Origin of the sequence: Marinobacter sediminicola (genome assembly GCF_031157525.1) — a bacterium.
Taxonomy (GTDB): Bacteria; Pseudomonadota; Gammaproteobacteria; order Pseudomonadales; family Oleiphilaceae; genus Marinobacter; species Marinobacter sediminicola.
The window spans coordinates 100,310-115,693 of record NZ_JAVIXR010000005.1; the positions used below are offsets into that span (position 1 = coordinate 100,310).

The 15,384-nt window shown below is 54.6% G+C and carries 14 protein-coding genes; 5 read left to right on the top strand and 9 right to left on the bottom strand.

All coding sequences use genetic code 11. The features are described from left to right. Window positions 1-119: 119 nt before the first annotated feature. Window positions 120-1,376, bottom strand: a complete 1,257-nt coding sequence (locus RG807_RS09240; RefSeq protein ID WP_309044656.1) for a lytic murein transglycosylase — start codon at window positions 1,374-1,376, stop codon at window positions 120-122. Window positions 1,377-1,621: 245 nt separating this feature from the next. On the opposite strand from RG807_RS09240, the gene RG807_RS09245 reads away from it, so the two are divergent. Further along, entirely contained in the window at window positions 1,622-2,503 is an 882-nt protein-coding gene (locus RG807_RS09245; protein ID WP_309044657.1) for a response regulator, read from the top strand. A gap of 1 nt (window position 2,504) precedes the next feature. On the opposite strand, the gene phoR is transcribed toward RG807_RS09245, so the two are convergent. The 5 genes from phoR to RG807_RS09270 all read right to left on the bottom strand — a co-directional run bounded on the left by phoR (window position 2,505) and on the right by RG807_RS09270 (window position 6,788). Next, window positions 2,505-3,812 (bottom strand): phosphate regulon sensor histidine kinase PhoR, encoded by a 1,308-nt coding sequence (gene phoR, locus RG807_RS09250; RefSeq protein ID WP_309044658.1) that lies wholly within the window; start codon window positions 3,810-3,812, stop codon window positions 2,505-2,507. A gap of 44 nt (window positions 3,813-3,856) precedes the next feature. After that, the gene (gene phoB / locus RG807_RS09255) at window positions 3,857-4,549 is read right to left on the bottom strand and encodes a phosphate regulon transcriptional regulator PhoB (RefSeq protein WP_298452292.1); all 693 of its coding nucleotides are present in this window, start codon (window positions 4,547-4,549) and stop codon (window positions 3,857-3,859) included. A gap of 118 nt (window positions 4,550-4,667) precedes the next feature. Beyond that, complete coding sequence (gene ubiA / locus RG807_RS09260; protein WP_309044659.1) at window positions 4,668-5,555, bottom strand: 4-hydroxybenzoate octaprenyltransferase; 888 nt, start codon at window positions 5,553-5,555, stop codon at window positions 4,668-4,670. Window positions 5,556-5,662: 107 nt separating this feature from the next. After that, window positions 5,663-6,250: a chorismate--pyruvate lyase family protein gene (locus RG807_RS09265; RefSeq protein ID WP_309044660.1), complete on the bottom strand. Its 588-nt coding sequence runs from the start codon at window positions 6,248-6,250 to the stop codon at window positions 5,663-5,665. After that, window positions 6,231-6,788 (bottom strand): hypoxanthine-guanine phosphoribosyltransferase, encoded by a 558-nt coding sequence (locus RG807_RS09270; protein WP_309044661.1) that lies wholly within the window; start codon window positions 6,786-6,788, stop codon window positions 6,231-6,233. The genes RG807_RS09265 and RG807_RS09270 overlap by 20 nt, the downstream gene beginning before the upstream one ends. 183 nt (window positions 6,789-6,971) lie before the next feature. Between RG807_RS09270 and rd the strand changes: the two genes are divergently transcribed. The 3 genes from rd to tesB all read left to right on the top strand — a co-directional run bounded on the left by rd (window position 6,972) and on the right by tesB (window position 9,260). Next, window positions 6,972-7,139 carry a rubredoxin gene (rd, locus tag RG807_RS09275; RefSeq protein ID WP_072795848.1) on the top strand — a complete coding sequence of 56 codons (168 nt, stop codon included), beginning with the start codon at window positions 6,972-6,974 and terminating at the stop codon, window positions 7,137-7,139. A 19-nt stretch (window positions 7,140-7,158) separates the two neighbouring features. After that, window positions 7,159-8,313 carry an NAD(P)/FAD-dependent oxidoreductase gene (locus RG807_RS09280; RefSeq protein ID WP_309044662.1) on the top strand — a complete coding sequence of 385 codons (1,155 nt, stop codon included), beginning with the start codon at window positions 7,159-7,161 and terminating at the stop codon, window positions 8,311-8,313. A 92-nt stretch (window positions 8,314-8,405) separates the two neighbouring features. Beyond that, entirely contained in the window at window positions 8,406-9,260 is an 855-nt protein-coding gene (gene tesB / locus RG807_RS09285; RefSeq protein WP_309044663.1) for an acyl-CoA thioesterase II, read from the top strand. A gap of 13 nt (window positions 9,261-9,273) precedes the next feature. On the opposite strand, the gene RG807_RS09290 is transcribed toward tesB, so the two are convergent. The 3 genes from RG807_RS09290 to RG807_RS09300 form a co-directional block, all read right to left on the bottom strand. Continuing rightward, window positions 9,274-11,835 (bottom strand): EAL domain-containing protein, encoded by a 2,562-nt coding sequence (locus RG807_RS09290; RefSeq protein ID WP_309044664.1) that lies wholly within the window; start codon window positions 11,833-11,835, stop codon window positions 9,274-9,276. Window positions 11,836-11,904: 69 nt separating this feature from the next. Next, window positions 11,905-12,357, bottom strand: coding sequence for a flavodoxin (locus RG807_RS09295; RefSeq protein WP_309044665.1), 453 nt, complete (start codon window positions 12,355-12,357; stop codon window positions 11,905-11,907). A gap of 76 nt (window positions 12,358-12,433) precedes the next feature. Next, on the bottom strand, window positions 12,434-13,537 hold the full coding sequence (locus tag RG807_RS09300; RefSeq protein WP_309044666.1) for a GGDEF domain-containing protein: 1,104 nt from the start codon (window positions 13,535-13,537) through the stop codon (window positions 12,434-12,436). A 214-nt stretch (window positions 13,538-13,751) separates the two neighbouring features. Here RG807_RS09300 and RG807_RS09305 point away from each other — a divergent pair, with 214 nt between their 5' ends. Further along, a complete protein-coding gene (locus RG807_RS09305; protein WP_309044667.1) occupies window positions 13,752-15,311 on the top strand; it encodes an inorganic phosphate transporter in 1,560 nt (519 codons plus the stop codon). Window positions 15,312-15,384 lie beyond the last annotated feature (73 nt).

A 15,384-nucleotide genomic window follows, 5' to 3' on the forward strand; every position in this document is an offset into this window, starting at 1 on the left:
CGTTTTATGTCGTCAGTTGCTACCATTAAGCTAATTCCGTGCCAACTAGGTATAGCTATATATATCAGTGTGTTATGCATCGATTTCTTTTTGGTTGTAAAAAAAGCTGACAGCCTGTGCTAAATGCTAAGCCCAAGCCGGTCAAGCAATTCCTGCCCCGGGAAGCCGTCGGCGATCAGCCCTTCAGCGTGTTGATATTTACGAATCGCAGAGCGGGTTGCTGGCCCGGTAATACCATCAGGCTTGCCCGCATCGTACCCACGCTCGTTGAGCGCTGCCTGAAGTGCAAGAACCGTATCTCGAGAAAGGGCCGGCGTATCCTCCGGTGGCGGATTCTGCAACATTCCCGCGCCCGCAATGCGGTCAGCCAGGTGGCCTACGGCTATGGCGTAGAACTCCGACCGGTTCCAGCCCATGATCACTTTGAAGTTGTGATAGGCAAGAAATGCCGGCCCGCTGTGGCCGGCTGGAACAATCAGTGCGGCGGTAATCTCTTCCCGGGCAAGAGGTTTGCCGAACGCATCGGTAATACCCAGTTCGCCCCATTTGCTCAACTCAAGGCGACGCCCATCAGCCAATGAGTAGTCGAAGTTCTTGGGCAGCAGCACTTCACGGCCCCAACGGTAGTCGCCGTCCCAGTTCATGGACTGAAGGAACTTGCCTGCAGACATCATGGCGTCTGGCAGGCTGTTCCACAGGTCGCGGCGGCCGTCGCCATCGGCGTCTACCGCATGCTTCAGGAATACGGTGGGCATGAATTGTACGTGCCCCATTGCACCGGCCCAGGAACCTTCCATTTGCTCCACCGGGATTGCGCCTTCATCAATAATGCGCAACGCGGCAATCAGCTGTTCGGTAAAGAATTTGCTGCGTCGGGCATCACAGGCCAGAGTTGTCAGCGAGTCCGGCACGGACATTTTACCAAAGTAGCTGCCGAAGTTGGTTTCCAGTCCCCAGAAGGCGACGAGATAGGGCGCGGGCACGCCGGTCTCTTCAGTTACCCGAGCCAGAAGTTCGCTGTGTTCTTTGATCAGCACCCGGCCTTTGCTCACCCTGTCGTCGTTAACCCGACGGTTCAGGTAGTCGGCAAAGGTGGTGGTGAACTCGGGCTGCCTGCGGTCCAGCTCGATTACCCGGTCTATATGCTTGACCCCGGTCATAACGTCTTGAGCGGTTTTTGCGCTCACCCCGGCTGCAATGGCTTTTTCCTGAAGTTGCAGTTTGCACTCCTCAAAGCCAACCGGCGCCGCCAGTACGGCCTCGTTGTCTGCCACTTTGGCCATTGCAGGCAGAGCGGAGATAGCCAGAAACGCGGATACAGAGACATGGCATGCTATACGCCGGTTGGGCAGAATCCTTGCAAGCTTGGTCAGCACGGAAAACCTCGGTAATAGAAGAAGGTGTGGACTGTAAAAGGTCATGGTAGCGTGTTTTTCAGTTGGTGAAACACTTTACAAGGCCCATGGGGGTGACAGTTCTTTAACATGCTGCTGCAAGGGGGGCGCAAATACCGCAGTTGGTGGCTTTCAGGTTGGAAGTTTGTGGTTTTTTGTAGCATGCGGGTTTCCCCTGCGGGCCTTTGTTCTATAGTTGGAGGCATACATTCATAAGAGTTCAAAACATGGCAATGCTGAAAGCGCTGGTGGTTGATGACGCCAGTTTTGTAAGGGATCTGGTCAAGCGTACAATACGCCAGCGTTTTCCCGTTATAGAAACCACCGACGCCCAGAATGGTCGCAGGGCGCAGTCCCTGATGTCTCGCGGCATGTTTGATCTGATTCTTTGTGACTGGGAAATGCCCGAGATGTCTGGCCTTGAGCTGCTGCAGTGGATGCGCCAACAGCCTCAGTACGAAAAAGTGCCTTTTATCATGATTACCAGCCGTGGCGACAAAGACCATGTCATTGAGGCTGTAAAGGAAGGTGTATCTGAATATCTTGGCAAGCCGTTCAGCCCGGAGGGCCTGAGCAAGAAGATCATCAAGGTAATGGGCAGCACGCTGACAACGGCTATGGGCCGCACGGGCAAATCCATGGAGGGGCCAGCAGATGCGTTCAAGGAGTCAGCGGCACTGCTGACACAAAAGAGGGAGCCAGTACCCGCACCAGTAGCTCAGCCCACCCCGGCAGCCGGTGCCTTCGCGCCGCCGGTTCAGCAGTCTTCCAAGCCCGCGGCCACCCGAAGCACTATGAGCCTTGCGTCAATCCGCTTTGCAGAGAGCACTCTGAAATCGGTCGTTAAAGACATTAACCTGACGGAAGTACGAGTCATTGCCCGGCGGGATCAAGAGTTTCCGGGCATTCTGGATCAGGCGGTGGTCGATATAGAAACCGGAGAGGGGCAGATGGCGCGGCTGAATGGGTACGTGCATCAGCTGCAAGCGGTTGATAAGCGGCAGGATACCGATTTTGTGAGTGTGTCCATTCGGTTTGTGGACGAGGATCCAAAGAAAATGGAGGATCTTTCCCGGTTCATCGCCCGTTTCAGGGCAGGTAAGCGATAGTTTATTCAGTAATCGTCGACACTAGCCGTTCTGGGGGAAAGTGACACACAAACTCGCTGCCTTCACCAAGCCGGCTTTTTATCTCCAGATTCCCATCGTGGTTAATCAGTACATGTTTGACGATGGCCAGGCCTAGCCCGGTTCCGCCGGTGTCTTTGTGTCGGCTGGGATCTGCACGATAAAAGCGTTCCGTGAGCCGGGGAATGTGAACCTCATCAATGCCGGAGCCTGTGTCTTTAACTGACAGATGCCCCCCTTCATTGTCTGTGAACCAGAGCACCTTGATTTTGCCCCGAGCAGGCGTGTATTTAACCGCATTGAAGATAAGGTTGGAGAAGGCGCTTCGTAGCTGGTTTTCATCGCCGCTTATCAGTTGCTCGCTGGCCGCTTCAAAGCGGATGTCATGCTGGCTTTCACCGCTGAGAGTTCTTGCATCCTGGCAGATTTGCCGCACTAACCGGTCAACGTTGGTTGGTGCATCCTGCTCGGATTGCTTACCGGTTTCGATACGGGATAAAAGAATAAGATCGGCAATCAGTGTCTCCATTCGGAACGATTGGGTAGCCATTGTGTTGACCGCTCTCCGCCACTTGGCGGGCAGATCATCGGCGTTGTCCACAAGGGTTTCCAGATAACCGCTGATTACCGTTAGTGGTGTGCGCATTTCATGGGAAACATTGCTTACGAAATCCTGGCGCATCTGCTCTAACTGATGCAGGCGCGAGACATCCTTGGCCACAATTAGGCGGTCGTCTTCTCCGAACAGGCTGATCTGGATTTGCAGATGAATATGAGGTTTCGCGGGCGAGCTCAGCTCCAGGGGTTCCCGGTAGTTTTTTGCGTCAAAGTAGGCTTTGAAAGCCGGTGTTCGGATGAGATTGTAAATATACTGCCCTTGATCCGTAGAGCGTTGAAATCCCAATAGGTGCTCTGCAGAGCCATTCCACCATTCCATGGCGCCAAGAGCGTCGGTCATGATGACGCCGTCGCGCATGGCGTTTGTGGATTCCTGTATGCGATCTATGCGCGATCGCAGACTGCTCTGGGCTTGTAGAGAACTCTGGGTGAGCTTGTGCAGTTTTTCAAAAAAGCTGCCCCAGATGCCTATGCTTTGAGGCGCTTCACTGGCGCTATTCGGGTCTGACAGCCAATGCGCCAGGCTCCGGGTTTGGTAGAGCGTCCACAACAGATAGAGCGCAAGGCCGGCGGACAAACCGTAAACCGGGTAACCCAAATACAGGCCAGCAAGCGTGCTGCCTGCAAGCCCGGCAAGTGTGAGGCGCAGATGTCGCGACCAGATTTTCTGCATTTAAAGGCAGCCTTGTGGTGCTTTTGGTGAGCGGCAAGCGTAGATCAAGCGGGCTGGGTAGAGAACCGGTAGCCTGCGCCTCTCACAGTTTGAATCAGATAGTCGTGATGCTCTCCCAACGCTTTGCGTAGCCGCCGAATGTGCACATCAACCGTTCGCTCTTCAACGTATACATTGCCGCCCCATACCTGGTCCAGAAGCTGGGAGCGTGTGTAAACCCGCTCCTGGTGAGTCATGAAGAACTGCAGCAGGCGGTACTCCGTAGGCCCGATATTCAGGGGGCGCTCGTTTGAAGTGACGCGGTGGCTGGCGGGGTCCAGTGCCAGGCCGTCTACCTCAATGGGGTCGTCGATGCCAGGAGGCGTTGCCCGGCGCAGCACGGCTTTCAGGCGGGCGACCAGTTCTCTTGGGCTGAAAGGTTTGGTGATGTAGTCATCAGCCCCGATTTCCAGGCCGCGGATCTTGTTGTCTTCCTCAACCTTGGCGGTGAGCATGATGATGGGTATATCTGAGGTGGTTTCTTCTTTTTTCAGCCGTCTTGCCAGTTCTATGCCGCTGGTGCCGGGCAGCATCCAGTCCAGCAGAATAATGTCGGGTTGCCTGTCGACGATCAGGGCGTGGGCCTCGGGGGCATCGCTGGCCTCGAGGCATTCGTAATCAGCCATCTCCAGCGCCACAACGATCATTTCGCGGATAGCGGGCTCGTCATCGACAATCAGGACGGTTTTTCCAGACATATTCTCTAACCTGTTTCAGACCATGATGTGTTGCTGAACTATTACAACGCTAGAGTGTTACAGCTGTGTGACAGCCTTGCCGATTCCGCCGTTACCAGCTTTCTGCGGTGACTCTTTTCTACGACACGATCAGATCGATAACCAACCCGGTAAATACCGCGAACCCCGCCCAGTTGTTGTTCAGGAAGGCCTTGAAGCAGCCATCTCTGTCACGGTCTTTGGCAAGGTATTGCTGGTAGATGAACAGGCAAGCCATGGCGACCAGCCCCAGGTAATAGAAACTGCCCAGCTCGCAGCGATTGCCGACAATCATCAGAATAAGCACCACCATGGCCTGGAGTGCGCCGATGATTGCACGGTCGCCATCGCCGAACAGGATGGCTGTGGATTTGATGCCGACTTTCAGGTCGTCGTCGCGATCCACCATGGCGTAGAAGGTGTCGTAAGCCACTGTCCAGAGCACGTTGGCCGTGAACAGCAACCAGGTAACCTGGCTGAGCTCGCCGGCTTCTGCCGCCCATGCCATGGGGATGGCCCAGGAAAATGCAGCACCGAGGAACAACTGGGGTAAATGGGTGAAGCGCTTGGAGAAGGGGTAAATAAACGCCAGCAGGGCGCCGCCAAAGGAAAGGTAGAGCGTGAAGGTGTTGGTGAAAAACACCACCATCAGGAAGGAGATAATGCAAAGTCCGCCAAACAGGGCGATCGCCTCCCAGGCCTTTACCCGGCCGGTAGTAAGTGGGCGGTCTTTGGTGCGCTCTACGTGTTTGTCCCAGTCCCGGTCGGCAAAATCATTAATGGCGCAGCCGGCGGCACGCATAAAGAAAACGCCCAGTGTGAACACGATGATATTGCCTAGGCCGGGGTTGCCCTTACCGGCAAGCCAGAGTGCCCAGTATGTGGGCCACAGCAGGAGGAGAGTGCCAATTGGGCGGTCGATGCGCAGCAGTTTTGCGTAATCGGTTAATCGGCTCCGTATGTGTTCGGGCACGGCGTCTGGCAGCATGGGTCTATCCGTTTGGGGCATGGAACTGAATGTCTGGAACGTGAACGTGCAGGGATTATAGCCAGTGGGCGGGCAGGGGCGAAAGCCGGAGTTTTCTCCGCAGCCCATCAGCTCCTGCGGTAAAGCACGGGAAGCAGATATTCGCCTACCAGCAACGCGTTCTCTTTGTTGCTGAATAGAGAGCGACGCGCAAGTGCAGGCCGCTCAGCTACTGAGAAACTGCGGTTTGATGGGGGGCACAGCCCGGTTTCAAGAGGCCCTCGCTGCCAGTCCCGGCTGCTGAACAGGAAAGCGCCCAGAGGTTTGCTGCCAAGATTAAGCAGTCGCCGACCTTCACCTTTGAGGCAGGCAAGGGGAATAACGGTACGAGCTAGAACCAAGGGCTTGCCATCGCCGCACAGGCGTACTTCGCGAATCCAGGCAAGTTGGCGAAAAGGGATCCCCAGGCGTCGGGCTTCTTCTAGGGTGGGTGTGGCAAAGCCTTCGCGCTGCACGTCTACGTGAAACGAACTCACACATTGCTTTTGCAGCGCCCGTGTGAAGGAGCCTTCAACTTTCAGCCAGTAACTCGCCGGGCCATGCACCTCCGGGTTGCGCAGTCCGGCAGCGGCAAAAGAGCTATACCAATTGGTTGGTGGTATAGCCGTGCCCGGCTTGTCTATAGGGGGCTCGATTTCAAAGGCCCTTAACGGCATAGATTCCAGGAGCGTTGCGCCAGTACCCTTTGTAATCCATGCCGTAGCCAAACAGGAAGCGGTCTTCAACATACAGGCCTGTGAAATCAGCCTTCAGATCCGGGCGGGCTTTGCGGTCGTGCTGTTTGTCCACCAGAACGGCCGTCAGAACCTCTTTTGCCCCTTGGCTCAAACAATAGTCAGCTATCGCACAGAGGGTGGTGCCTTCGTCAAGGATGTCGTCAATAACCAGGACAGTGCGACCTTTCATGTCGGCCTTGGGCTGAAGTGTCCACTCCAGAATGCCGCCGGTGGTTTCCTGCCTGTAGCGTGTTGCATGCAGGTACTCCGCCTGAACCGGGAAGTTGAGGCGAGGCAACAGCTGACCGGTAAAGATCAGACCGCCGTTCATCACACAAAACAGCAGGGGATTACTGTCTTTGAGGCGGCCGGTAATGTCGTCGGCAAGATTGCGAATGGCAGTCTGTACTCGCTGCTCATCAACCAGGCAATCAGCTTCGGCCATAACCTGATTCATTTCGGCGACGGTATCGCTCATAACGGTCGGTCCTGTCGTAAAACGGGCGATTATACCGGAGAGGGACAGCGGAGGGGAGGGGGTATAATACGGACAATTGGCAGAAAAACTCGGTGTGAGCGTCTTTGTTGGCATTGGTCAATCATTACGCGCCGCGTATCATTGCGACGCATCCTTTAAAAATGTGTGGTGGAGAGATTGTTTATGAAGAAGTGGCAGTGCGTAGTGTGTGGCCTGGTTTACGATGAAGCAGAAGGTTGGCCGGAAGATGGTATTGAGCCCGGGACTGCCTGGGATGATGTGCCCGAAGATTGGGTTTGCCCCGACTGCGGTGTGGGCAAGGAAGATTTTGAAATGATCGAGATCGGTTGAACCCGAACGGAGCATGGCTATGACAGAGCAGACACCCATCGTAATTGTCGGAACCGGTTTGGCAGGTTACTCCCTGGCCCGTGAAATCCGTAAGCAGGACAAAGACGTGCGGATAGTAATGGTGACCGCCGATGATGGCGTCAGCTACTCCAAGCCCATGCTCTCTACCGGGTTTTCAAAAGGTAAGGATGCAGACGGCCTGGCTCAGGCAGCCACTGCTGCAATGGCAGAACAGTTGGACCTGGAGCTACGTACCTTCACCACTGTGACCGGCATAGACACCAACGGCCACCGATTATTGCTGGGTGATGGTAGCCTGACATACAGCAAGCTGGTGTTGGCCTGGGGCGCAGATGTGATTCGGCTGACGATACCCGGTGAGGGTCAGGAGCGGGTATTTCCGATCAACGATCTGGAAGATTACCGGGTTTTCCGCAAGGCACTGATGCCGGGTGGTCGAGTGGCCATTATGGGTGCCGGGCTGATTGGCTGTGAGTTTGCCAACGACCTGCGTAATGGCGGCTACGAGGTGGATGTAATTGCGCCTTCCGATGCTGTTATGCCGAGCTTGCTGCCTCCAGTTGCCGCGAACGCGGTGCAGCAGGAACTGGAAGCCTTGGGGGTGCGGTTTCATCTGGAAACCGTGGTGGAGCGTGTAGAGCCAGATGGAGCGAGTGTAAAACTGTTCCTCGCTAATGATGAAACACTGCCCGCGGACATTGTCATTTCTGCAGTTGGCTTGCGGCCCCGCACGCAACTGGCAAGAGCGGCCGGGATCGACGTTGGCCGTGGTATTAAAGTAAACAGGCTGCTGGAAACCTCGGCCAAGGATGTTTATGCCCTGGGTGACTGTGCTGAAGTAGATGGCCATGTGCTGCTCTACGTTCTGCCGTTGATGGCCTGTGCCCGTGCCCTGGCAAAGACCCTGACGGGAGCGCCGACAGAGGTAATCTACGGCACCATGCCTGTGATGATCAAAACCCCGTGTTGCCCGACAGCAGTGTGCCCGCCGCCATCAGATGCCGAAGGTAGCTGGGAAACCGAGCAGGATGGGACCCATGTAAAATCCCTGTTCAGAAGCAAAGAGGGAGAGGTTCTGGGCTTTGCGGTTACCGGCCGGTTTGCATTGGAAAAGCAGGCGCTGTCCAAGGTGGTGCCGCCCATTCATTCTTGAATGCGCTGCCTCCTGTTGGCGCTTTTCGTTGCGAAAGTTCCGCGCTTGCGGTAGAAAACCCTTCGTGAGCTAACGAATCAACAGGAGCAGGCATGCTTGACGTTACAAAAAAACTGGTAGAACTGCTGTATCTCGCCCCCACTGGCGATGATCACTATCGGGGCGAGAGCCAGGATCTGGGATTCCCCCGCGTGTTTGGAGGGCAGGTTCTCGGGCAGGCGCTGATGGCGGCTAGCCATACGGTCGAAGACCGCCTCTGCCATTCTCTGCATGCCTATTTCCTGCGGCCAGGCAACAAGGAAATGCCGATAGAATACGAGGTTCAGCGGGTGCGTGATGGCGGCAGTTTTTCTGTTCGCCGGGTTATTGCCCGCCAGGATGGCAAGGAAATACTGACAGGTTCCATGTCGTTTCATGCCGCTGAGGAAGGTTTTGAGCACCAGGCAGAGATGCCTGAAGCACCAGATCCCGACACCCTGCGCTCCGAGCAGGACTGGGGCAAGTTGATGGCACCGCAGGCGCCTGAAGCCATGCGGGAAGTTATGACCCGCGACCGGCCCATCGAAATCCGCCCGGTGGATCCCACAAATCCGTTTAAGCCTGAGAAGCGCCCACCCCATAAACAAAGCTGGATTCGTGCTCAGGGCCCTCTGCCTGACGATCCGGTTTTGCATCGTTGCCTGCTTGCCTACGCATCGGATTTTTCGTTTTTAGGTACGTCGCTGAACCCCCACGGCAAATCGTTTATAGATAAGAGTCTACAGGTCGCGAGTCTTGATCATGCCATGTGGTTCCATCGGGATTTTCGCATGGAGGATTGGTTGCTTTATGACAAAGACAGCCCGAGTGCTTCAGCAGGGCGAGGTTTCAATCGGGGCAACTTCTTTAATCAGAAGGGTGATCTGGTGGCATCGGCCACTCAGGAAGCACTGATTCGCAGGCGCTAATGTCGACTGAGTGTTATCCGGGGGTGTGCTGTCTGGTGACGGCTTCACGCCTTTGGGATAGCCAGCCCAGCATGCGTTCAAGTGGCAGCGGCCGGCTCAGGAAGTAGCCCTGAATCATGTCACAGCCCATCCCTTTCAGCAGATCTGCAGTGGCTTCTTCTTCCACGCCCTCGGCCACAACCAGGTAGCCGAGGCTGTGACACATATTGATGGTCGTTTGAACAATCACTCTGTCTTCTTCGCGGGTAGCCAGATCCGTTATAAGCGATCGGTCGATTTTGATTTCGCTGGCGGGCAGCTGCTTGATGTAGGAAAGCGAGGAGTAGCCAGAACCAAAGTCATCAATGGAAACCGGAATTCCGGCGCTGGCCAGTGAGTTAAGGGCTTTAAGAGCGTTAGCGGGGTCCTGCATCATCGATGTTTCTGTAACCTCAAAGATGATCGAGCCCCTGTGTTCCAAGTGTGCGCCCATCAAGCGTTTTACAAACATCGGGAAATCCGGCTCCCGGAGATTATTCGGTGAGATATTGACCGAGAGGTCCAGAAGGTGGCCGTTTTCGAGCAGGCGGCTCCGGAGTTCAAGTGATTGCTCCAGCACCCAGCGGGTGAGTGGTTTTATCAGCCCTGTCTGCTCAGCCAGCGTGATGATTTCATCCGCAGGCACGGGCTGTTCTCTTGCTGGCCAGCGAATGAGGGCCTCCATTCCACAGATCCGGCCGGTTCTTAAATTCAGCTTTGGCTGCAAATGGAGCGCCAGTTCATTATTCACAAGTGCTTTCTGTAATTCTGAAACCATCGTAAGCCGGCTGGCACTGTATGAGTCCAGGGATGGCCTGTAGTACGCAATTCCGCGCTCACGGGCGCGGTCTGAGCCCTCCGCTATAGAAGCTCTGCGAATCAAAGTGGATGCGTCAGTGCCATCAACCGGGGAAACCGCGATACCAATCTGGGCGTTCAGTGGAATCTTCATGCCAAGAAAATCGACCGGGGCACGGATAGCTTCCAGTGCACGGACAACCGCTCTGCGTGCCTGCTCGGTCGTGTCGGCATCCACTATGCAGACCAATGTCTCCAGGTCGAGAGAGGCTGTGTAAAAGCTGCGTCCGTTATGCTGACCAAGAGAAATAACGCCTGGAATCTGACGGGCGATAGCATTCGCGTTTTTCGCGGTTACCTCTGATATGAGGTCGCTGTTTCGGTGCCCAAGAGTCTTGGTCACAGACTGCAAGTTATTCAGGTGGATGATGACAATGCCGTGCCGGGTATTTGGACCCCGGCGAATCAGGTCATTCACTTGCATCTCAAAATTGGTTCGGTTGGGAAGGCCTGTAAGCGAGTTGTGTAGCGCGTTTTCTATTAGTTTCAGCTCGGCTGAACGCCGGGCTGCCATGGCTTTCAGCTCCGCATCGCGGGCTTCTACCTTCCCTTGGCGTTCTTGGTAAAGCCTCGCGGCCAGCGCCAGTGCCAGCAAAACTGCCTGAAGTGCCGACCCGATCTCCATGCCGTAGGCTGTAATAAAGTTGTTGGGCATAAACCCGGCTTTGTTGGCACCGGTGATGGCGCTGCCAACGGATAAAGCGCACCAGGCTATTGTGTAATAGCCAGCTTGTGGGTTGCCGCGTATCCATTGTAATGGCCCCATGATGGTAAGAAGCAGCGTGCTTGGGATCGCGACAGCCACCGATAACCGTATGGAAGTGCCGAAATCAAGCAGGCCGGAGGCTGCGATCAGGAGTGCGTTTGCCGCAACAAAGCCAATGACGACCCGGTTCAGAGCCGGCCCGGAATGTTCAAGCTGGAGAAATGAACGCGAAAATAACAGGGTAAACATGACGGCAAAGGGGATGGAGAGCAACGTGACCCAGCTATGAAGCTCGGGGCTCCTTGGCCACAGTAGTTGGAAGGCCGTGCCATTCAAGCTGCTGATTAACAGGAGGTAGCTTAGCGTCGAGAGCACATAGAAAAGATAGACATTCTCGCGCAGAGCAAAAAATACAAACAGGTTGAAAAAGATAACGCTGATCAGTACGCCGTAATAGATGGCATGGAGCTGCTCCTCAACGGATGCGTGCTCGAAAAACGATTGAGCATTCCATAGAGCCAAGGGTACTTGCAAAGTACCTGTTGTTCTCACTTCGAGCAAAACTTGCCGATCAGTGCTTGTGTCCGCGCTGAATGGGAACAGGAAGTGTCGGTTGAGAATGGGGCGCTCTTTGAAGGGGTGATGGTCGCCAGTAACGGTCGCTTCGATAACCTGGCCGTTTTCCATCAGATAGAAGGCAACGTGATCCAAATGGGCGTACCCGATCTCAAGCAAATTAATCTGGCGGTTAACAGGAACGTCAAAACGGAACCAAATGGTATCCCGAGTGTAGCCAAAATTTGCGCTGCTGTTTGCGAGAGGTTGCCAGTCAGCAGAGGCTGATGCTTTGGCGGGCGACAGTTCAGCGTCGGGTGACAGGCGGAGAAACTCGACACTGGGAAAACGGAACGCCTCAGCGCCCTGGCAGCTAAACGCCAGGGGTAAAAACAGCACAATTGCTGCCAGAGTGCGAAACCATTGGAATCTTGTCACGATTCACCGAAAGTTATAGTTGTTTTCAAAATCAGCATGGACTGTAGCTAATAGCGGCCCAAAGTACGCCTAGTGTAGTACAGCGGATACCCATTCACGTACCCAAGGCAAGGCTTCTTCTTCCGGCTCCTGGGTTTCCAGCGCATCAATGCGTAGAGTGTCGCCAACCTTTCGGGCAGCGGTTTCATAAAGTGCTTCTTCCATCAGCTCGCCGGCGCCACAAAACGTATCACCGTAAGAGCTGTCCCCCAAAACAATGATGCCAAAGGGGCGTCCTGGCTGTTGTGGTAACTGATCACGTAAATCCACATAAAAGGGTAGAAGGTTGCTCGGAACTTCTCCTTCGCCAGTGGTCGATGTGCAAACCAGCAAAGGGGCTGTATCAGAGGTCATATCTTCCAGTGTCGGGTTCTCCAGAACCTTAACGGAATAGCCTTCGGCATCGAGCGCCTGTTTGATGGCTTTGGCGGTCATCAGTGCGCCGCCATAGACGCTACCCACCAGAATTCGAATAACTTTCATGTGGTTTCCTGTTCAGTGCAAAACGATTTTCCAAGTGTTATTTAGCGCCGGATAGTAGCGGCCAGATTATGCAGTCTCAAGCGCTTGGTGCATTCTGGGCATTTGCAGCCTGACTGCGTACCCGAGGTGCAATCCGGTTGCGTCCGGATTCCTTGGCGCTGTATAGATGCAAGTCCGCCTGGCGAAGCATGTTGTCAATGGAGTCGGCCTGAGAAATAGAGCAGACGCCCGCACTCATGGTTATGGGTAAATCCTCACCGTGGAAACTAAAACGTTCCCGCGCTACCTCGCTGCGTAAGCGTTCGGCCAACGTGAGAGCTGGAAGCAGGGATGTGTCCGGTAGCAGCAGGAGAAACTCCTCGCCGCCCCAGCGGGCCGCCACGTCGGTTTGACGGATGACGGATTGCACGGTCAAGGCAAATTGCTTTAAAGCCGCGTCGCCAGCGCTATGACCATAGTGGTCGTTGATATTCTTGAAAAGATCGAGGTCGATCAGAACAATGGAAAAGTGGTGTCCGGAACGCTGGTACCGTGAAAACTCTTCCGATAACCGATTCAGGATGTCCCGCCTGTTAGACAGCCCGGTAAGCTCGTCGGTTTTGGCCGCATGTTCGTGAGTCAGGGCGAGATCCAGCAATTCGTTCCGAGCCTTCAGTCTGCTGGCTTCGAGGACAAAACAGAAGATCGATTCAAAGGTCAACGTTGCGAAAAAGCGGATCTTGAAGTCGCCGCTGTACTCCGCCTGCACAAAGGGCAGGCCGGGAAACTGGAACACAATAAGGGCAACCAGATAGACCAGCAGAAGAATCATGGTGCCGGTTTTCAGATTGGTCAGGAAAAACAGCAGAGGCGGAAACACGTAGAACCACAGAGGGCCGGTATTGCTCTCACCCCCGGAGGCTATGAGGTAAGTAAAAAGAAAGCTTACAATAACCAGAAGCCCGGTTTTTTGTATCTCGCGATTCCGGGAGAAGGCAAACCAGACCATGTTTGCGACCACGGGCAGGATAAATCCCCACAGGGCAAGAGCGTGGCTGTAGTGTGCTGAACTCCAGGCTTTTGCGCCAATGCCGAGCAGGGTCAAAATCGCCGCGAGTGACAGCCAGGTCAGCACCAGCGAAATCTGCGCGCTTTCGCGTTCCTGTGCAGCTTGATAGCCCAAGGATGAGTGTTTTGTCATAGCGGCCTTGTTGTTATGTACAACGCTGTTGTTTATTACTCTGGCTCTCTGCCCATTATGAATCAGGCAACGGTAGGTATGCATCTATTTCAAGTGTATTGTGTGACCGGTTCGCGCAGACGCACATTAGTTTCAATTTCAGGGTAAAAAATTTATAGTTGCGCGCTACACGGTGGATCCTTCCCCATTCAGACCAAATGAGACTTATTCTGTTATGGCCCGTTCAAGCGGATTTCTGGACACTCTCCTTACCAGCAACTCTACAGAGCGATACCGGGTCGGGCTCAGCCTGTTGTTCTTGCTCGGCGTCTGGCTGGCGGTAGGTTCCTTCAGTGAAGGGCTGCCCAATAGCACCTTGCTTATGGCTGCAGCGGTCATCGGCGGCTATATGGCTATCAATATAGGTGCTAACGACGTTGCAAACAACGTTGGTCCTGCGGTTGGTTCTGGTGCTCTGTCTCTGGGTGCTGCCGTTATTCTGGCAGGCATTTTTGAATCTGCTGGTGCGTTAATTGCGGGTGGCGATGTTGTCTCTACCATCAAGGGCGGCATTATTGATCCCACAAGTCTTGAAGATGGCCGCGCCTTTGTCTGGCTGATGACAGCAGCTCTGCTTGCAGGCGCCCTCTGGCTCAATCTGGCGACCTGGATGGGTGCGCCTGTATCCACCACCCACTCCATTGTCGGCGGCGTGCTCGGCGCCGGCATTGCTGCGGGCGGCTGGGGTATTGCAGATTGGGGTGTTATGGCCAAGATTGCCGCCAGCTGGGTTATTTCGCCAGTTCTTGGTGGGGCTTTGGCGGCCCTATTGCTATTTATTATCAACAAGACAGTGCTTTATCGGAAGAATGTAATACCTGCAGCGCGAACCTTTGTACCCTGGCTTGTCGCCATCATGGCATGGGCCTTCGGCACCTACCTGATGATCAAAGGCGTAAAGAAAATTGTTGAGGTCGACTTCCTTCAAGCTTCCCTGGTCGGTTTGGGTGCTGCGGTAGTCTCCTTTTTTATCGTGCGATCTCTGGCTTCCCGTCGTGCAGCCACTATGGAAAACAGTGCAGGGGGGGTGAATACCCTGTTCACCTGGCCACTGATATTTGCGGCTGCTCTGCTAAGCTTTGCCCATGGTGCAAACGACGTAGCGAATGCCATCGGCCCACTTGCAGCCATCAACGACGCGCTATCCAACGGTGCGATCGTGACAGCTTCAAGCATTCCTCTGTGGGTCATGATGATTGGTGCCCTGGGCTTAACCGTCGGTCTCATGCTCTTTGGTCCGCGTCTGATCAAAACTGTGGGCAGCGAAATTACCGAGCTGGATAAGACCCGTGCCTTCTGTATCGCACTGTCGGCTGCGCTTACGGTTATTCTGGCATCGCAACTGGGCTTGCCAGTGAGCTCTACGCATATTGCCATTGGTGGTGTTTTTGGTGTGGGCTTCCTGCGCGAATACCTGAAATCCAATTACGCGACTCAGCTGCACAAGATCATGGAAGAGCGCGATGAAGACGATCTTGAGCGCCTCAAGCCCTTCCTGGATGACTTCCGTAACGCCTCTGTTGAAGAGATGGAAAAGCTTCTCAAGCGCGCCAAGAAAAAGAAGCACGTGCCCCTGACCAAATCGGACCGCAAGCGGCTCAAGAAAATCTACAAAGAAGAAATGGTTAAACGCTCACACCTTGTGCGGATTGCGGCTGCGTGGATTATCACCGTGCCCGCCTCAGCCATTATGGCGGCTCTGTTGTTTTTCACCTTGCGTGGGCTGTTCGTCTGATTGTAGTGGCTGGTTGTAACGCTTAGGTTTGGCCATACTGTGTATATGCTACGGGAGCTGTGCGCTCCCTCAG